Here is a 19,512-nt window from a genome sequence, read left to right as displayed (position 1 = left end):
CTCTACACAGACAAGCAATAATAAGATATGTTTTATAAATTAATTTTACTTGCTACGCTTTATACATCACAATTTATTCCCACCACCTTTTTTATCCAAGCATTACCAGTTTTCATGCGACAACAAAACATGTCGCTGGATGTAATTGGTTATATGGGATTATTAATGCTTCCATCTGGATTAAAATTTCTTTGGGCGCCGTTCATTGTTGCTACTACAATAATCAGCTTAATCAGCGTATATTTAGTCACCAGAATACGCACAGTTGCTGTAGGATAGGCGTCTCGCCTGTTCGTACCAGAAAATATTTACTGTTAGGAATATAATATAGGCACCGAGCCTGTTAGTGCTGTAAAATATATATAGACTATACTCGTCAAACCTTCAGTTTATGTCTCTTACAGAACTAATACCTTGCCTTAAAGAGTTATCTCAATCTGAAAAACTCCTAGTAATAAATTTTTTAACAGCAGAATTGCTAGAGGAATCAGGTTTGGTACCACTAAACGGACACAATAAAATAGCAAGCCAAGGTTTACATGATTCTTTTGAAGCTGCTGCTGTACTAGCAAAAGCTCTAGCAGAGGGAAAAACTGCAACACATGGCTGATAAAGTTAGATTTGCATTTACTCAGGTAGACCCACAACTTGGTGCATTGAGTACGTTACCTTATCTACCATTAATCCTGACTTACCAGAACTGTTCTATAAGTGTATCGGGTTTGCTAGATACAGGTTCTAGTGTCAATGTATTACCTTACGAAATAGGATTAAGGTTAGGAGCTGTTTGGGAACGCCAAACGCTCTCTGTTCCACTCGGAGGTAATTTAGCGAGGTTTGACGCACGAGCATTATTATTGATAGCAAATATTGAACGGTTTCCTCCTGTCGAACTAGCTTTCGCTTGGACGAAAGACAGAAATGCTCCATTAATTCTTGGACATATGAATTTCTTCGTGGCTTTTGATGTATGTTTTTACCGTTCAGAATTAGCATTTGAAATTACCCCTAAAATAACCTGATGGCGGCTAAACAATATTTGGTGCCATTAGGCTGTTTCCATAGCTATCTAGGTATACCAATATTTCGTGTTGCTAGTAAATTCTTGCCTTGTAAATGCGCTGTAACTCTTGCGACATTTGCACCATGATGTTTTGCTACTTCAAACTTTTCCGACGTAACCCCTGTTTGTTCCATATTTTAATTAGTTGTTTGGATTTGTTGGCGCCTTATAAGGTGTTGCTGGGTTTGGTTCTCCAAATTTCTGTTCTGTTTGTAGTTGACTCGTAGGCGCCGTTCCAAAGATACCTCTAGACTTGCAGTAATACAGCGACGCTACTGCTGTGTATGCCCAGTGGTTTTTGGATACATCGGTATATGGTGACGGTAATTTATTAACTTGCCCAGTAGTGCAAGCTTCACGAATTTCTGCTTCGGTAGGTTGTGTTTGGGCAGTTGATGCTGTTATTACCCAGAGGGGGGAAGTCAGCGATACAAGAATTAGTAGTTTTTTAAGCACAGTACTTATAGAAAGTTAAACGATACAATTTATTTTACGAATATAAACGTATTACTTCCACTCATCTTTATGGCTAATTACTCGCTACCTATTAATCTATTTGAATATGAGCAGCGCGCGCGAAGTCATCTATCCCAAATGGCGTTTGATTATTATAGCAGTGGCGCCTGGGATGAGGTAACATTACGTGATAATCGTGCAGCGTTTGAACGCATAAAATTATTACCTCGAATGCTCGTAGATGTAAGTAAGCGTGATTTAAAGGTCAATATTTTAGGAGAGTCTCTACAATTACCTATACTTATTGCCCCGATGGCTTTTCAATGTCTTGCTCATAATTCAGGTGAAGTTGCTACTGCAAAAGCAGCTGCATCGACTGGCGCCGGAATGATACTCAGTACTATGTCTACTAAGAGCATTGAAGAAGTCGCAGCAAGTAGTAATAATAGTCTACGCTGGTTTCAACTTTATATTCATAAAGATAAAGGTTTAACTCGTGCTTTGGTAGAACGTGCTTTTGCCGCAGGTTACAAAGCATTATGTTTAACTGTTGATGCACCTTTATTAGGACAGCGTGAACGTGATAAACGTAATCAGTTTGTTTTACCGACTGGGTTACACTTGGCTAATTTAACAAGTATGTCTGGTCTGGATATTCCCCATGAACAAGGAGAATCTGGTTTATTCGCTTATTTTGCTCAACAACTCAACCCAGCAGTTACTTGGCAAGATTTAGAATGGTTACAATCTTTGTCACCCTTACCTTTGGTGATAAAAGGTATCTTACGTGCGGATGATGCGGTGAATGCAGTAAAATGCGGCGCCAAGGCAATAATAGTATCTAATCATGGCGGGCGCCAGTTAGATAGTGCAATTGCATCAATTGAAGCATTACCCGATATTGTAGCAGCAGTTAATAATACTGCAGCAGTTCTTGTTGACGGTGGTATTCGTCGAGGTGTTGATATACTCAAAGCAATCGCTTATGGCGCCAATGCTGTATTAATTGGTAGACCTATATTATGGGGACTTGCTTTAAACGGTGAAGCGGGTGTCACTCATGTTATTGAACTGCTACGCGCGGAGTTTGATTTAGCTATGGCTTTAAGTGGATGTACATGTATACAGGATATTGAGTCTAGTTTAATTCGTTAAAATAATTCTTAATTCATAAACTTTATTCACAAAAATTCGACTTATACTTAGTTGGTACTATAACGATTACTCACAATTTCATAACACATCGGTATTATATCAGCCGTTTGAGAGAAAATTTGTATAGCAGTCCGTGCAAAAATGTGCAATGTAGAGACGTTACATGTAACGTCTCTACAACAATTTGGTATTTTACAAATGATACACAGATTGCTATATTACAGTCTCTGATTGCTAAAAGTTAATCATAATGAAGAAATTAATCAAAGGGCTGCGCGAGTTTAAGTCTACGTATGTTAGTAGTCATCAACAACTTTTTGAACAGCTTTCTCATGGTCAAAAACCTAGGGTATTATTTATTACCTGTTCAGATTCGCGTGTAGACCCAAACTTAATTACGCAAGCTGAATTAGGCGAATTGTTTGTGATTCGCAATGCTGGTAATATTATTCCACCTTATGGCGCCACTAACGGTGGTGAAGGCGCCACGATTGAATATGCCATCCAAGCTCTGGGTATTCGGCAAATAATTGTTTGTGGCCACTCACACTGTGGCGCCATGAAAGGGTTGACGAAGCTCCATACTTTAGATGAGGAAATGCCACTTGTGCATGACTGGTTGAAGTATACAGAAGCTACTCGACTTTTAGCAAAGGAACACTACAGTCACTATAAGGGAGAGGAACTGCTCGAAATTATTACCGCAGAAAATGTCTTAACTCAAATTGAAAACTTGAGAACTTATCCGGTAGTTCGCTCGAAGCTTTATCACAATCAACTTCGCATCTACGCATGGATTTATAATATCGAGACTGGAGAAGTTTTAGCATACGACCCCGAAACTCATTCTTACGTCTTAGCTCAAAGTCTGCTTCCTTCGCTAGATGATGAGATATCAACTAATGGCGATTCAAATGGTTATGGCACAAGAACCCCTGCTGAACCTCAAGAAGTTATTTTTGACAGACTTCACGGATTCCCCATGACGCGACTTCCACAATCGCAAGTTGACCGAATTTACCGAGGTTCATCTAACTAAAATTCTAGAAACCCGGTTTCTTCATTACGTAGAAACCCGGTTTCTGAGTTTAAAACTCAAGTGCATTCATATTTTCCCATGAAATATATACATATTCATACTTAGTCAATAAATATATCTCTCGGTAGAGGTATTAACTTTTACAATAGTATCTAGAGAAGGAACGATGATGTATAAGCTTAATATATGTTAATAATTTGATACGTCAATTTATTATAAAAGCAATGATTGAGCAAAAAGGTTTAACAGTGTGGTTTACTGGATTGAGCGGTGCTGGTAAAACAACTATTAGTCGTGTTGTTGAAAATGAGTTACGCTCTCAAGGCTATAAAGTTGAAGTTCTTGATGGTGACGTGCTAAGACAGTGTTTAACTAAGGGACTAGGTTATAGTAGAGAAGACCGCGATGAAAATGTTCGTCGTATCGGTTATGTTGCGAATTTACTTACACGCAATGATGTAATTGTACTAGTTTCAGTAATTTCACCTTACCGTCAAATTCGCAATCAGATGCGTTTAGACACGGCAGATTTTTTAGAAGTATATGTAAATGCGCCTTTGGAAGTGTGCGAACAGCGCGATGTTAAGGGTTTGTACAAAAAAGCACGTTTAGGGGAAATTCAAAACTTTACTGGTATTGATGACCCTTACGAGGCGCCTCTTTTTCCCGAAGTGACTTGTAATACACACCTAGAGACAATAGCCGAAAGCGCAGGTAAAGTGTTGAGAAAAATGGAAGAGTTAGGATATTACCTGCCTTTAATTGATAGTCACAGCTTAAGATTTAAAATTCACAATTTAAAAGCTATTTTGAATTGATAATTTTAATACTTCATGAATCATGTTAGAAGATATTGAAGTCGATTTACTACTAGAGGGAATATATCGTTACTACGGTTTTGATTTTCGTGATTATTCTCGTGTTTCAATTACACGTAGAATTTCATATATTGTTGGCATAGAAGGACTAAAAACAATTTCTGCACTCCAAGATAAAATCTTACACGACCGTGAGTGTATGGAACGTTTTTTGCTTAACGTGTCAGTTAACGTTACCTCAATGTTTCGCGACCCCAGTTTTTTTCTAGCTTTGCGCTCCTTAGTAATACCTATCTTGCGAACTTATCCGTTTATCAGAATTTGGCACGCTGGGTGTTCAACTGGTGAAGAAGTTTACTCGATGGCAATTTTACTTCAAGAAGAAGGTTTATATCATCGTTGCCGTCTTTATGCAACTGATATTAACGAAAGAGTATTGCGTCAAGCTAAAACAGGTATTTTTCCTCTTAAATTCATGCAGGAATATACACAAAATTATCTCCAATCTGGCGGTAAAAAGTCTTTCTCTGAATATTATTTAATATCTGGGAAAAATGCAATATTTGATACGTCTTTACGTGATAATATGATTTTTTCTTTGCATAACCTAGCTAGTGATAATTCTTTCAATGAATTTAATTTAATTATTTGTCGTAATGTTTTAATCTATTTTAACAAAACTTTGCAAACCCGCGTTCATCAATTATTTTATGATAGTTTAAATAATTTTGGTATATTGGTATTAGGCAAACAAGAATCTATACGCTTTTCACCCTATGAAGGTAGTTATAAATATATAGATAAAGTTGAAAAAATATATCGCCGCTGTATTTAAATCACAGTAGGGTGGGCAATGCCCACCTTACGTTAAGTTGTGTACTCGGCATTAATTTTCACGTAGTCGTAACTCAAGTCACAACCCCAAGCTATACCCGAACCGTGTCCGTTACCAATGCTGACTTTAATTATCACTGGGTTATCCACTCGTTGCGGCGCCACGGTGCTACGGTCAACTGTAAGGTCGTTGCTCATGTTGGTTGCTGTAAAATCGCTCTTTATACTTGAATTTGCAGCAATGTGTTTTAAGTAATTACTTGCACCCGAACGGTCAAAGGGTAATGGTTGCCCATTTTCCATTAGTAAAAAATCACCAAGTTGAATTCGCAAGTTCTCTTGTTCAAATACAACTCCCGCGCGTCCTGCTGCTGCTGCTATTCTTCCCCAGTTTGGGTCATGCCCAAATATTGCTGATTTTACTAGCGATGAACCTACTATCGTTTTTGCTACAGTACGTGCTGCTGCATCATCTGGCGCCCCTTCTACTTGTACTTCTATCAAGCAAGTTGCACCCTCTCCATCACGAGCAATACATTTAGCTAAATGCTGGCACACTGCCGTTAACATCGCTTCTAACTTTTCTGCCTCGGTGCCCATTTCTGTAATTGCAGGAGTTCTTGATTCACCATTGGCAAGCGCAATTAAACTATCATTGGTGCTAGTATCACCATCTACAGTTATGGCATTGAAACTTTTGTCCGCAGCACGCGAAAGCATTTGCTGCCATAAATGGGGTGAAACAGCCGCATCACACGTTACAAATGCCAGTAATGTTGCCATGTTAGGATGAATCATCCCTGAACCTTTAGCTATTCCACCTATTCGTACTGTCCTATCTCCAATAGTTGTCTCTAATGCAATTGTTTTTGGCACCAAATCGGTAGTTATAATTGCTCCTGCTGCCGCATCAGAACCAGTTCCCGAAAGTGCCGCAACAACTTTAGGAATTCCGCTTCGCATCGCATCCATTTTGATACGTTGCCCTATTACACCCGTTGATGCCAATAGTATTGATTCTGAAGAAATATTTAATGCACTAGCCAAAAGTTCTGCACTTTCGAGTGCATCGCGCATTCCTTGTTCACCTGTTGCTGCATTCGCTTGTCCCGCATTACAAAGAACCGCACGGGTTATTTGTTTACTTTGCAACCGCTCACGACAATAATCTACACATGCTGCCTTCACGTGACTCGTTGTAAATACTCCTGCTGCTATCGCATCTACATCCGATACTATCAACGCTAAATCTGGCAACCCCGAAGGTTTTAACCCAGCTTTTATTCCTGCTGCCCGATATCCTCTAGGCGCCGTAACTCCACCATCTATTTCATGCCAGTCTGCCATGACTTTACCCGCAATTATGACTGACTGGCGATTATATCAATATAGTGTCACCACTTAATGGTATTTTGTTAAATAACCAGCAACTATATATGGATGTTAGTAAAAATGCTTCATGGGGAAAAAAAGAGAGAGCTACTTCAGCAGCTCTCCAGATCATCAGGGTGCATCTGATAACATAATACACTATTTTGGGGATGCCGTGCATTACCCCCCATTTTATTTTGAAAAATTTTATTAATTTCTGTGTAATTGTTATCTAGTATACAACAGAAAAACAGACAAAAAAACAGAGAGCTACTTGCGTAACTCTCCGAATCATCAGGGTGCATCTACTTAACATAATATAGCATATTTGGGATGATGGGTAAGACCCCTTAGTTTAATTTGGTATGAAGTTAATATGATAAATTCTTAAAGTTAAAGTCAATTGGTGAGATAGTTATTTAGTACTATTTAAAGTGCAATAAAAAAGAGAGCCACTTACGTAACTCTCCGAATCATCAGGGTGCATCTACTTAACATACTATAGCATATTTGGCATGAGGTGCAATACCCCCTGTAAGTATTTTCTCTGAGCCATGCGTTAAGAAAATTTTTAAGGCGCCTGTTTGAGCGTGATATTACTAGCATCTAGGCGCCGAATCTATTTAAAATTGGGAATTTTTGGTGGATTATATTTATGGGTAGATAAAAAAACAGAGAGCCACTTACGTAACTCTCCGAATCATCAGGGTGCATCTACTTAACATACTATAGCATATTTGGGATGAGGTGCAATACCCCCTATAAGTATTTTTTCGGAATAAAGCGTTAATAAAATTTTGTAGGCATTAAAAAGCCAGGGAAATTACGTAAGTACGCAAGTAGGCAAAAAAAGGGAGAGCTATTTACATAACTCTCCGGATTCATCAGGGTGCATCTACTTAGCGCACAATATCATTATAGGTATGAGGTGCGCTACCCCCTATTAGATGTTTTTTTGTAAATTTTTGATGAAGAAATATTAAAGGCGCCGTTTAAGCGTTTAGCTTTTTCTCGACCAATTCGTTGGTGAGACGGGGTTCAGCGAGTTTGTTAGTTTTTTTGAGGACTTGTCCGACGAAGAAACCTTTAAGATTGACGTTACCACCTTTGTACTTTTCGTATTCTTTGGGGTTAGCGGCGATAACTTCGTCGATAATAGATTCGAGAGTAGCAGGGTCGCTAATGAGTTCTTTGCCTGCGAAAGCTTTTTCGGGGGTTACACCGTTGAGCAAATCGGTTAACTTTTCTTTTGCTATGGCGTTGCTAATTTTACCACTCTCAATGCGCGTAATAACATCCGCTAGGTTTTGTGGAGTTAAACCAATTTCGGTGATAGCGAGTTTTTGTTTGTTGAGATAAGCTGCTATATCTTGTGTAATCCAGTTTGCCGCAGCTTTGGCACTGGCGCCAGTAGCAATAACTGTTTCAAAATATTCAGAAACAGTACGTTCTTCGGTAAGAACACGCGCATCATATGGAGAAAGTCCCAAATCAGTTTCGTAGCGATGACGCTTTTGAGCGGGGAGTTCGGGTAACTCGCTTTTCCAAGCATTTAATTGTTCGCTGCTAACTTCAATTGGTCCTAAATCAGGTTCAGGGAAGTAGCGGTAATCGCTAGAACCTTCCTTTTTACGCATACTAATAGTACGTTGTGAACCTTCTTCCCACAAACGGGTTTCTTGAATAATAGGTTCACCAGCTTCGACAGCAGCTATTTGTCGTTCAATTTCATGCTCAATTGCTTTTTGAATTGCGCTGAACGAGTTCATGTTTTTGATTTCGACTTTAGTGCCAAATTCTTTTTGTCCAACTGGACGAACAGATATATTAACGTCACAGCGTAGCGAACCTTCTTGCATGTTACCGTCGCTGACACCGAGATAGCGCATAATTCGACGTAGTTCTTGCGCGTATTCAGCAGCTTCTTGTCCAGAGCGTAAGTCAGGTTCGGATACTATTTCCACCAATGGAACACCTGCACGGTTGTAATCTACAAGTGAGTAAGTCGAACCAGATAATCTATCACTACCTGCGTGAACTAACTTACCCGCATCTTCTTCCATGTGGAGACGAGTTACACCAATCTTCTTACGAACAGGATTACCATCTTTATCGATTAACTCGATTTCTAACCAACCATGTTCAGCAATAGGTAAATCGTACTGCGATATTTGGTAATTTTTGGGTAAATCAGGATAAAAGTACTGCTTACGGTCAAACTTACTATATTTTGCAATTTGGCAATTGAGCGCTAAACCTGCCTTAACGGCATATTCTAAAACTTTTTGGTTGAGTACAGGTAATACCCCAGGTAAACCCATACAAACCGGGTCGATATTTGTATTGGGGTCGGCGCCGAACGCGGTCGAACTATCAGAGAAAATTTTAGTGTTGGTACTTAGCTGACAATGGGTTTCAAGCCCAATAATCGCTTCGTACTCTGTTTTAACAGGAGTAGCAGTAGTCATATAATTACGTTATCTCGCTTTACTTCTCAGCTTTTTATTGTAGAGGGGTAAGGGGAAAAGGGGAAAGGGAACCCGTAGTAAGCACTTCAGTGCTTGACTTATCACAAAATAATATAAAATTAACTACGGCGCCAATAATCAACGCAACTCAAGCTAAAAAAGCAGGCGCCATATAATGCGGTTGATGTCTCAAAACGTATGCTGTCGCATTCTTAAGATAAAGGTGTAACTGCTAAAGCTACAAATATCGAGTTTCACCATGCGTAATTTTTAAGCTATGAGCATAAAGATGAGCCAGTGGACTTTATTATAACAAAAGCTGCTTTCCATCACTTGCCCGATTTTTGGAAAAGGGTAGGGTTAATGCGAATGCGAGAGATGTTGAAACCCGAAGGAATTCTTTATTTACGCTCCGGTGATATTTTCATTTAATGCAGCAGAGTGCCGACGGTAAAGTTATATACAAGTGATATTGGAAGCGCGTGCATCTCAAATCAAGTACTTGAACGTGCGCTGCGACCACTTTTTGTGCCATGTTGCCACACAAACACCTATGAATGGGTCAAATCAGTAATCGCCACGCCGCTTTGAAACTTTACTGCTGGAGCGTGCTTTGATTTTACCAAAGAGAAAACGTGGTGTTGAAACTCTTACTCCCCGCTTATCAAGGGGGGTTGGGGGGGATCAAAGCCTAACTTACTCAATAATTCATAAAACCGTGTGATTGGTAAACTGCCTCCAGAAGCAAAATCATGTCCATGTCCATAACTTCCTTCTCCTTCTGGTAAACCAACGTTGCGTAAAAAATCTAGTATGTTTATTCCAGAATCTGTTCTGGCACTAAAGTTGACTTTACCTGGTAAGTATCCTTCGTTTGCCACAATAACAATATATTTTGGTAGTCGTGTGCGCCAACTTTGAGCTATAAGAGGATGAATTTGACAGGGTGAGTTAATTCTAATTAAAGCAACTAACCCAGCAAAAGTAGGCGCCGCTTTTCTCGCTTTTTCCATTTCGACTTTTACTTGTTCGCGTGCAGAACGCAGTTGTTCAACTTCGGGTGTGGTGGAATTTACTATATCGCGTGGTGAATTATGTGTAAGCAATACTTTGGCTGATATTTCTGGATTATAATCAGCTGCGCGTCGTGATGCGTTAATTAATGTTGTGGCTTCTTTGAGGTATTTTGCTGTGTACTTGGTTTTCGTAACAGCTAGCATTTCAAAGGGTGCTTTCTCCCCTAAGTCACTAATTGTACCAATTGCCGCTATCCAATCTAAATCTGTTGCGTCTGTTATAGCTGTACATAGTGAGTATACTATCAGCGAGGTGTTAGGAATTGGCGCCCATGTATATGCTGTAATTAAAGTACTATTAGGTGGTGTACCTTCGGGACGGTGATGGTCGATAAAGCAAGTTGGGATACCAGGAATTACAGGTTCTGATTGACAGCCTAAATCTAAAACGAATAAATAATCGGGTGCAGTAGCTTTAATTTTATCGCGGTTACTCGGCGCCCATGCATTACGCTCACGGTCTGGAATTATTCGCGTTACTTGCACAAACCCAGTACGCTGTAAGATTTTTTGTAATATTACTCCTGCTGTAACTCCATCCGCGTCAGAGTCATGCATTATTACTATATGTTGATTTTTGTCTAGATTGGAAATTATGTTTTTAAAGATTTCTTGTGCAGCTTCTAAATTAGGTGGAACATTGATTTCATTAACGTGAGTTGTTTCAGCTAAACTTTGTACTGTTTCTAAAGTATCAATTTCTTCAACTGGTTTATCTGTACGTATTCGCAAAATTCGAGGGAACCGCAACGCAAAACCGCTATTATGACGCGATGATGGTTGTACTCGGTCGAAAGTAACTTCTAATACTAACTTTGGTTCGACTATACAAACTCGACCATGTTCTAATTCCTGTATTGTATGCGCGCGACACCAATTACTAATTTCTGTGACTTCAGCATCGGTGAGTCCTGAGTAAGCTTTACCAATATTTAGTAATGTCGGTTCCGTTTCGCTTTGTCGAACAGCAAACGTATAATCTGATAAAAACCGTGCGCGTTTCCCAGTTCCTACTTCTGCTGCGGTAATTACAACATCAAGTGTGGCAATAGCACGTTTGATTTTTAGCCATTCTTTACCACGACGACCTGGTTTGTATGTTGAATTAAGGTCTTTAACCATTAATCCTTCGTTACCTCTTGCACGTGCTGCTGCAAATTCGGCGTCTAAACCAGAAATATCGTCAAATTGTTTATGAAGTCCTCGTTTTACTTTTTCTGTATCTAACCGTAGCGAATCTAATATAGTTCTACGCTCTTTTAGAGGCTCCTCAATTAATACGCTATTATTAGCATATAAAATATCGTAGGCAATAAATGCTACAGGTACTTCTTCTATTAACTCTTGTTTAACCTGCTTACGTCCAAGTCGTTTTTGTAATTCTTGGAAAGGTAATATCTTGGCGCCTCGAATTGGTACTATTTCCCCATCTAAAATTAAACCATTGTCAGTATCGTCGCTTATAAGTTGGGCGAGCGGTTCAATTAAATCGGTAAATGTCCATGTAATTTCATCTAAAGTTCGTGAAAACAAAGCTACCCGGCAATCATTAATAACAGTTCCATGCAAACTATCTTGCCGCTTTCCCCCTCCGATATGGACTTGTGCGCGAATGCCATCATATTTATCTTCGACCGCAAACCCCTGTGGCATTTGCTTTGTAACTTCGGTTAAATCATCCGCAGGACTAGCAAGCATAAACTTGATGGGATGAAAAAGTCGCATTTTTGCTTGCTCAAGTCGGTGATGACGAGCAAGGATAGCGGTTTCCCCAATATCACCAGTTAACATATTCACCCATTGCACTTTCGCAACTGGGACTTTGAACAAACGAGCAAGAGCATCTTCAACTGCTCCCTCTTTTAATCCAATTCGCAAATCTCCTGCTAACAGTTTAACGATATACTTCGCTTCGAGAGGAGTTGCAATTCTTAATAATTCAGTAACTAACGAAGTTTTACTTTTAGTTCCGCTAACCCCAGCGAGTTGTTCGAGTTTAGAGAATAAGTTACCTAAACTAAGAGTAGATGCAAGTTCGCTAGATTTAAGATTATCGCTCAAAACTTCAAATGCGACATCTCCAGGGTCTCCCAGTTTAACTAAACGCTCTTGATATTTAGATTTTTCTATATTCGCAATAGTTGTAATCGCTGTTAGTAAAGCTGCTCCACCAATATTGATTGTACGTTGGTCACGTAGCGGAAAAATATAACCAGCAAAAAAGCGCGCGCCAGTTATTAAATCTTCATCTACCAGTTTATTGAAATATTCGCCAAGTAGCAAAGCTTTTGTGGTTCGCTTTGATGTCGCAGCTATACTTTCTGCCGTCTGGGCAAATTCAATTAAAGAACTCATAAAATTAATTCAATATTTGCTAATTCTAGCCAGTAGATTCTTGATTAACTTCTACCTGAAGAGCAAAAATAATTTTTTGAAATTTTCTGACTTTAGATTTGATGATTGCACAACAATATCTATCTTGTGCTAGAGGCAGCAAAAGTCTTTGTAATAAAAGTTTTAATGTTTTTGGGTATTAATGATTGTTTATGTCTACCACTTTAATACAATTTGGTATCACATTTAGCTATTTGAAAGTTATAATAAAAAAGTAATGCAATCAAAAATCTATTTGTAGTAAGCCGTTGCAGCCTTCATGAGATAAGTGCAACTAGATTTACTTATCTCAAGAAATATAAGCAAAATTTAAAACTTAAACTATTGGTAGAGATATTACACGTAGTTATTTAATACAACATGAAATATATTCAAACGAAAAGTCTTCAGAGCAGTAACGAGATTATCTGTATTCTCAGGATTTTGTTTGTCTTCTATTAAATGTCATGGAGTAATTTATGTCTGGACAAATGTGTTGGCTTCCAAGCTTTGCTAATAATGAGAGTTTGATTTTACATCTTCGTACCGATGAAAATCAACCTTGGCTACCTTACACTCTTTGCCGCGAATATGCAGTTCCAGATTACCCAATACCTAGAGGCTCTAAGGGTTGGGCAACCTTCCAAAAATTATTCAAAGCAGGTTGGGAAATAGTTCCCACTCCTAGAAAAGAAGCTGAACCTTATGTCGGCGCCTTACAATTTGTGCGCTTGTAAAATTCCAACTTAACGATACGCAATTGCTTTGGCTATATATGACTAATACACAATTAATGCCTACTCAAATCTCAGTTGAACCAAACATAGCCAATAGCAATTTTTGCGGTGAGTTTGGTGAATGGATGTGGCGAGGTTGGAAAATTCGCTACGCTTATATCAATAATCCTAAATCTCCAGTTCCAGTGCTGTTGGTACATGGTTTTGGCGGTTCTATTCGACACTGGCGCCAAAATATATCAGAATTATCAAAGCATCACAGCGTTTACGCATTAGATTTATTAGGCTTTGGCGCCTCCGATAAACCAGTTACACCATATACAATTAAACTTTGGGTCGAGCAGATTCACGAATTCTGGCAGACATTCGTGCAAATTCCAATAGTTTTAGTAGGAAACTCGATAGGTTCACTTACCTGCCTACAAGCAGCAGCAACACATCCAGAAATGGTGCGAGGTGTTGCAATGATTAGCTTGCCTGACATGTCAGAGCAAAATAAAAAATCGAATAGTTTACGCTTCTTGCAAGATAAAATTCTAGGTGTGTTAACATCACCAGTTGTATTAAAACCTCTATTTTTTCTACTACGACAGCCACGTATAGTCAAACGCTGGGCAAGCTTTGCTTATGCTTGTAAAGAAGCAGTAACCGAAGAACTGTTAGAAATTCTCATGACACCAGCACGTGAACAAGGTGCAGTCCATGCTTTTTGTGCAATTCTAAAAAGCATGATGAGTAAAGACTTTAGTCCGTGTATTCGTTCCATTGTCACCGACCTGAAACTGCCATCCCTTTTGATATGGGGGACTCTTGACCGAATGATTCCTTTATCTCTAGCTCATAGTTTGTTAAAGCTCAATCCACAATTGCAGTTAGTAGAATTAGAAAACGCTGGACACTGCGCCCACGATGAATGTCCAGAACGGGTGAACTTTGAACTGTTATACTGGATTCGCCACCAAGTACTGGCGCCTGCGTAAGAGCCAAAATAAATTTAGGGCTATGGGTTGCGCTTATACTCCAACGAGCGCTAAAATCTGTAAGTTTCAGGCTAAATATAGCTAACTAGGAAAGCCGACTATCCAGCTGCTCCTAACAAATGAGATTTTACACGGAAAAGAAAACAAAGAACAATGCCAAAACGTACACAGTTAGTATTAAATCAAGATGTCGCCAAATTGGGTAAGCTGGGCGATTTAGTCGAAGTTGCTCCCGGTTATGCACGCAATTACCTAGTTCCCAAAAAACTAGCCTCTCCTGCAACCCCAGGTATTCTAAAACAAGTCGAACGGCGCCGTGAACTCGAACGTCAGCGTCAAGCTGAATTCAAGCAACAAGCGCTCGACCAAAAAGCTGCGATAGAAAAAGTTACAAATTACAGTATCTCAGTACAAGCTGGTGAAAACGAAGCAATCTTTGGTACAGTAACTACCCAAGACGTAGCTGATGTAATCAAAAAAGCCACAAATCTCGAAATTGATAAGCGCGGTATTACTATTCCCGATATCAGTAAGCTAGGTACCTACGAAGCAGACCTTAAACTGTTCTCGGATGTCAGCGCTAAAGTCAGCTTCCAGGTTGTTGCCAGCTAGTTTTTTGTGGAATGTTCTCTTGTGGAATGTTCTCTTGTGGAGCGGGCATCCCTGCCCGCCCATGCAAGTCTTGTGGAGCGGAACGGGCAAGGATGCCCATTCCACAAGAGCCACTAGAGTAAAGAATTTATACCTTTTTCAAATAGCCATTTGGGTTAAAAGTTGTCAAAAACTTGTGACAATCTTTATCAATGTAAAACTCTGAATGCGTTGATAAAAACTTCTCTACCGCTTCCATAGGTCCCAAACCATAATCTGGACACACAGGATGACCATTTATATTAGTATCTTCAACTATTAAATAGCCACCAGATGGAACTAATTGGTTGTATAACATAAGTTCCTGTAACACATGGTGTTTAGTATGGTCTGAGTCCAAAATTACTAACGTGTTAGAATTTTTTACTATTTCAAATACTTGTTTACTCGTTTCTATATCAACAGAACTTCCTTCGATTAAGTGAATATTTTTATACTTCGTCAAACTCTCGCGCGTTTGTTGTTTAATTTCAATATCAACCCCAATTACTTCACCTTTACCCACTAACTTACACATATCAGCTAAATAAGCTGTTGTTCCCCCATACGCTACACCGCATTCAAGAATAAAATCAGGTTTTTGGTTAAAAATAATTTCTTGGTAAAGCCATAAGTCTAACGGACATTTTAATATTTGTATTCCCTGCCAGTATGTACTTGTCCATACAGGTTGATTATTAAATACGGGTGCATGGTAATAAGCTTTAGAGAATTCGTTGATTACTTCCATATAACCCGCAATTGTATCGTTTACGGGTATTTGATTATGAAGATTATTTGTAGCGATAGAGTCTGTCATAGTTTATCAAAAAAATACTCTAATCTATATTTATTTGCCTCAGAAGATTATTTGTTATCATTTGTTCCAATTTAAATGAATTAGTAAATTAATTTTATATAAACTATTGTTATCTAAAATCCTAGAAACCGGGTTTCTACGCAAAAATGTTATTTTTATTACAATATTTCAATAAAAAAACCCGGTTTCTTCGCATCTACAGTAGCAATTAAAATACATATATACTATCATAGTTTCGGAGGTTTCCAAATCTCCAAGGGTATTTACCTTAATACAAGTCTTTATGTCTGAAGAATTAAATTTTCAAAATAGTAGTGTTGACCGCTTACCACCGCAAATTATTGAGGCTGAGGAAGCTGTGCTTGGCGGTATATTATTAGACCCAGAAGCAATCAGTAGAGTCAGTGACCGTCTGCAACCAGAAGCATTTTATATCAGTGCCCATAAGGAAATTTACCAAGCGACTTTAAAACTGCATCAGCAAGGTAAACCAACTGACTTACTTAGTGTAACAAGTTGGCTGTCTGACCATGATTTGCTCACGCGCGTTGGTGGTAGAAATAAACTCGCGTCTTTGATTGAATCTACAGTATCTGCTGTAAACATTGATGCTTTAGCACAATTAATTACAGACAAATACCAACGGCGCCGATTAATCAAAGCTGGAAATGAAATAGTCCAGTTAGGATTCGAGACAGAAACGGATATTAGTAAAGTCATAGACCAAGCAGAGCAAAAAGTTTTTAATATTGCTCAAGACCGCTCTAATTCCGGTTTAGTTCATATCAGTGATTCTCTAATTAGTAATTTTAAAGATATTGAGAATCGTAATCAAGGTATAGCCTTACCAGGTATTTCCTCTGGTTACTACGATTTGGACGCAATGATAAACGGTGGTTTTCAGCGCTCAGACTTAGTTATTATTGCCGGGAGACCGGCGATGGGGAAATGTGTAGCTTACGATACAGAAATTTTGCTAGCTGATGGTTCTATTTCTTCTATAGAAGAGATATATCATCGCCAAACAGGGAATTTAATTACATTGGGAGATAATTGGAAATTTAAAGTAGCTCAACCAGCAGCTTACGTAGATGATGGTTATAAGCCAGTATTCCGTGTTACTACTCGCTTAGGGAGATATGTAGAAACAACTGTAACTCATCCATATTTAACCATTAATGGATGGCGCCCACTTTCTGAATTGAAGGTAGGTGATAAAGTCGCAGTACCTAGAAAGTATAATGTATTCGGTACAGAAACTATTACCGATAGCGAAGTGAAATTGCTAGCGTATCTTATTGGTGATGGTTGTTTAACTGCAACAAATCCACAATTTACAAATACCAATCCTTTACTGCAAGAAGATTTCTCTCACGCTGTAACAAATTTTGTGGGGATGAAGGTCAGATTACAGGATTATTCAGGAATGCGCGCTCCATCACTTTACGTGGCTAAAAATTATGAATTTATTTCTACTCAAAGACAGATTTTTGCTGAACGTTTAAAAACTGCTATTTCTTTGTCATGTTTATCAAGTAGACAAATAAGCTTGAAATTGAGAGTTTCACCTGCTTTGCTTTGTATGTGGCAGCAAGGAAAAAGCGTACCAAATGCTCAGATTTTTGAATTACTTTGTAAAACGCTTGAAGTTACACCGCAACAATTAGCTCCTTTAGGATTTGCAACAATTCGTAAGAGTAGCGATAATTTATTAAAATTATGGTTACAAGAACAAAACCTATGGGGCAAAAATGCTCACAAGAAAACTATTCCACCGATTGTATTTAAATTGACACGAGCGCAAATCGCTCTGTTCTTAAACCGCTTATTTGCAACTGATGGATGGGCATCATTATTAAAATCAGGTCAAGCACAATTAGGGTATTGTAGTGTTAGTGAGAAACTTGCTAGGCAAATTCAACATCTGCTTCTGAGATTTGGAATTATCGCAACTTTGAAAAGAAAATCTGTTAAATATAACGAGAGTCGTCGAGAAGCTTGGCAATTAGATATAACTGATGCTTACTCTATCAAAACCTTTATTTCAGAAATAGGTATTTTTGGTAAAGAGAAAGCAATATCTAATATAGAGTTAGCTTTAGAAAACAGAGTTTATCAGACTAACTATGACACAATTCCTGTAGATATTTGGCAACAACTTGCTATTGTAAAAGGAAATGAACCTTGGGCTGTTTTAGCGAGGCGTGCAGGAATCAAAGGAGCTTCAAATATGCATGTTGGTAAGCGGTGTCTATCACGAGAAAGACTTTATATTCTTGCAAGTACCTTAGAAAGTTTACCACTTCAACAGTTAGCTAATAGTGATGTATATTGGGATGAAATTGTCTCAATCGAACCAATGGGAGAAAAGCAAGTTTATGACTTGACTATTCCAGAAACTCACAACTTTGTTGCTAATGATATATGTGTACACAATACGAGCTTTTCGATTAATATAGCTCACTATATTGCTGGTTCAATGCGAATGCCAGTGGCAATATTTAGTTTAGAAATGTCCAAAGAACAATTGGCGTTGCGGATGTTATCGAGCGAAGCAAGAATTGAAAGTACTTATTTGCGAAGTGGACGTATTAGTCAAAATCAATGGGAAGATTTAACGCGCGGTATTAGCTTATTACAGGATATGCCTATCTATATAGATGATACACCTGGCATTACTGTAACTGAAATGCGAAGCCAAGCACGGCGCCTACAAGCAGAAGCAGGCGCCGATTTAGGGCTAATCTTGATAGATTACTTACAATTAATGGAGGGTGCAGGTGATAACCGCGTTCAAGAGTTATCGAAAATTACTCGTAACATTAAAGGTTTAGCAAGGGAATTAAATGTACCAGTTATTGCGCTTTCGCAGCTAAGTAGAGGCGTAGAATCACGTACAAATAAGCGACCAATGTTAGCAGATTTACGCGAGTCAGGTTGCTTAACTGGTGACAGCTTGGTGACGTTAGCTGATACTGGTATGCAAGTTCCAATTAAAGAATTAGTAGGTAAATCTGGTTTTGCTGTTTGGGCACTTAACGAAGCCACAATGAAATTAGAAAAAGCAATTGTGAGTAATGCCTTTTCTACAGGTGTTAAACCTGTATTTACTTTGACTACTAGATTAGGAAGAAAAATTCGTGCCACAGGTAATCACAAATTTTTAACCATCAATGGTTGGTGTAGACTTGATGAGTTAGAACCTTCTTCACGTATTGCTTCAACAGTTCAATTAAATTATGACTACTGCGGGACAACATTATACAAGCAAAATATAAGTCGTGATAGAGCAGCAAGATTAGCTGCTGTTGTACAATCCAATGATCTAGCTCGTTTATCTGTAAGTGATGTTTACTGGGATGAAATTATTTCTATCGAACCAGGTGGGGAGACTGAAGTTTATGATTTAACAGTTCCTGGGCTACATAATTTTGTAGTTAACGGTATCATTGCTCACAACTCAATTGAACAAGATGCCGATTTGGTGATGATGTTATATCGTGATGAGTATTATTCTCCGGATACACCTGAGCGAGGTTTGGCTGAAGTTATTGTCGCTAAACACCGTCATGGGCCAACTGGAACTATAAAGCTGTTGTTTGACCCACAGTTTACTCAGTTCAAAAATTTAGCACGAGGCAGTTATTAGAGTTAGGTGTTGCTCGTAAGGTGGGCAGTGCCCACCCTACAAT

General features: G+C 38.7%; 16 protein-coding genes and 1 pseudogene. 11 read left to right on the top strand and 6 right to left on the bottom strand.

The window, feature by feature from the left end; translation table 11 throughout:
* Positions 1 to 27: 27 nt before the first annotated feature.
* The 3 genes and pseudogenes from DSM106972_RS09970 to DSM106972_RS09960 form a co-directional block, all read left to right on the top strand.
* Positions 28 to 207, top strand: a pseudogene (locus DSM106972_RS09970) (MFS transporter); the annotation flags it as partial.
* 184 nt (positions 208 to 391) lie between these two features.
* Positions 392 to 610: a hypothetical protein gene (locus DSM106972_RS09965; protein ID WP_127080558.1), complete on the top strand. Its 219-nt coding sequence runs from the start codon at positions 392 to 394 to the stop codon at positions 608 to 610.
* Positions 603 to 1,022, top strand: coding sequence for a pepsin/retropepsin-like aspartic protease family protein (locus DSM106972_RS09960; RefSeq protein WP_127080557.1), 420 nt, complete (start codon positions 603 to 605; stop codon positions 1,020 to 1,022). The genes DSM106972_RS09965 and DSM106972_RS09960 overlap by 8 nt, the downstream gene beginning before the upstream one ends.
* A gap of 43 nt (positions 1,023 to 1,065) precedes the next feature.
* Here DSM106972_RS09960 and DSM106972_RS54820 read toward each other — a convergent pair whose 3' ends face one another.
* Both DSM106972_RS54820 and DSM106972_RS09955 read right to left on the bottom strand, forming a co-directional pair.
* Positions 1,066 to 1,197: a hypothetical protein gene (locus tag DSM106972_RS54820; RefSeq protein WP_267901086.1), complete on the bottom strand. Its 132-nt coding sequence runs from the start codon at positions 1,195 to 1,197 to the stop codon at positions 1,066 to 1,068.
* 7 nt (positions 1,198 to 1,204) lie between these two features.
* Complete coding sequence (locus tag DSM106972_RS09955; protein ID WP_127080556.1) at positions 1,205 to 1,519, bottom strand: hypothetical protein; 315 nt, start codon at positions 1,517 to 1,519, stop codon at positions 1,205 to 1,207.
* 69 nt (positions 1,520 to 1,588) lie between these two features.
* On the opposite strand from DSM106972_RS09955, the gene DSM106972_RS09950 reads away from it, so the two are divergent.
* From DSM106972_RS09950 to DSM106972_RS09935, 4 genes are all read left to right on the top strand, one after another.
* Positions 1,589 to 2,674 (top strand): glycolate oxidase, encoded by a 1,086-nt coding sequence (locus DSM106972_RS09950; RefSeq protein WP_127080555.1) that lies wholly within the window; start codon positions 1,589 to 1,591, stop codon positions 2,672 to 2,674.
* Positions 2,675 to 2,924: 250 nt separating this feature from the next.
* Positions 2,925 to 3,713, top strand: a complete 789-nt coding sequence (locus DSM106972_RS09945; protein WP_127080554.1) for a carbonic anhydrase — start codon at positions 2,925 to 2,927, stop codon at positions 3,711 to 3,713.
* 224 nt (positions 3,714 to 3,937) lie between these two features.
* The gene (gene cysC, locus DSM106972_RS09940; protein WP_201800707.1) at positions 3,938 to 4,531 is read left to right on the top strand and encodes an adenylyl-sulfate kinase; all 594 of its coding nucleotides are present in this window, start codon (positions 3,938 to 3,940) and stop codon (positions 4,529 to 4,531) included.
* Positions 4,532 to 4,553: 22 nt separating this feature from the next.
* A complete protein-coding gene (locus tag DSM106972_RS09935; RefSeq protein WP_127080553.1) occupies positions 4,554 to 5,366 on the top strand; it encodes a CheR family methyltransferase in 813 nt (270 codons plus the stop codon).
* Between the two features lie 32 nt (positions 5,367 to 5,398).
* On the opposite strand, the gene argJ is transcribed toward DSM106972_RS09935, so the two are convergent.
* The 3 genes from argJ to DSM106972_RS09920 all read right to left on the bottom strand — a co-directional run bounded on the left by argJ (position 5,399) and on the right by DSM106972_RS09920 (position 12,635).
* The gene (gene argJ / locus DSM106972_RS09930; protein WP_127080552.1) at positions 5,399 to 6,712 is read right to left on the bottom strand and encodes a bifunctional ornithine acetyltransferase/N-acetylglutamate synthase; all 1,314 of its coding nucleotides are present in this window, start codon (positions 6,710 to 6,712) and stop codon (positions 5,399 to 5,401) included.
* A 1,016-nt stretch (positions 6,713 to 7,728) separates the two neighbouring features.
* Positions 7,729 to 9,204, bottom strand: a complete 1,476-nt coding sequence (gene gatB, locus DSM106972_RS09925) for an Asp-tRNA(Asn)/Glu-tRNA(Gln) amidotransferase subunit GatB (RefSeq protein ID WP_127080551.1) — start codon at positions 9,202 to 9,204, stop codon at positions 7,729 to 7,731.
* 650 nt (positions 9,205 to 9,854) lie between these two features.
* The gene (locus DSM106972_RS09920; RefSeq protein ID WP_127080550.1) at positions 9,855 to 12,635 is read right to left on the bottom strand and encodes an ATP-dependent DNA ligase; all 2,781 of its coding nucleotides are present in this window, start codon (positions 12,633 to 12,635) and stop codon (positions 9,855 to 9,857) included.
* A 497-nt stretch (positions 12,636 to 13,132) separates the two neighbouring features.
* Here DSM106972_RS09920 and DSM106972_RS09915 point away from each other — a divergent pair, with 497 nt between their 5' ends.
* From DSM106972_RS09915 to rplI, 3 genes are all read left to right on the top strand, one after another.
* Positions 13,133 to 13,390 (top strand): hypothetical protein, encoded by a 258-nt coding sequence (locus DSM106972_RS09915; RefSeq protein WP_127080549.1) that lies wholly within the window; start codon positions 13,133 to 13,135, stop codon positions 13,388 to 13,390.
* Positions 13,391 to 13,428: 38 nt separating this feature from the next.
* Positions 13,429 to 14,370 carry an alpha/beta fold hydrolase gene (locus DSM106972_RS09910; protein ID WP_127080548.1) on the top strand — a complete coding sequence of 314 codons (942 nt, stop codon included), beginning with the start codon at positions 13,429 to 13,431 and terminating at the stop codon, positions 14,368 to 14,370.
* Positions 14,371 to 14,523: 153 nt separating this feature from the next.
* Entirely contained in the window at positions 14,524 to 14,982 is a 459-nt protein-coding gene (gene rplI / locus DSM106972_RS09905) for a 50S ribosomal protein L9 (protein WP_127080547.1), read from the top strand.
* Positions 14,983 to 15,109: 127 nt separating this feature from the next.
* Here rplI and DSM106972_RS09900 read toward each other — a convergent pair whose 3' ends face one another.
* On the bottom strand, positions 15,110 to 15,820 hold the full coding sequence (locus tag DSM106972_RS09900; protein WP_201800700.1) for a CmcI family methyltransferase: 711 nt from the start codon (positions 15,818 to 15,820) through the stop codon (positions 15,110 to 15,112).
* Between the two features lie 283 nt (positions 15,821 to 16,103).
* Here DSM106972_RS09900 and dnaB point away from each other — a divergent pair, with 283 nt between their 5' ends.
* Positions 16,104 to 19,469: a replicative DNA helicase gene (gene dnaB, locus DSM106972_RS09895; RefSeq protein ID WP_127080546.1), complete on the top strand. Its 3,366-nt coding sequence runs from the start codon at positions 16,104 to 16,106 to the stop codon at positions 19,467 to 19,469.
* Positions 19,470 to 19,512: the final 43 nt, after the last annotated feature.

It is taken from the genome of Dulcicalothrix desertica PCC 7102, assembly GCF_003991905.1.
GTDB classification, from domain to species: domain Bacteria; phylum Cyanobacteriota; class Cyanobacteriia; order Cyanobacteriales; family Nostocaceae; genus Dulcicalothrix; species Dulcicalothrix desertica.
The sequence above is the reverse complement of the archived record's forward strand: the minus strand, read 5'-3'. Positions and strand labels throughout refer to the sequence as shown.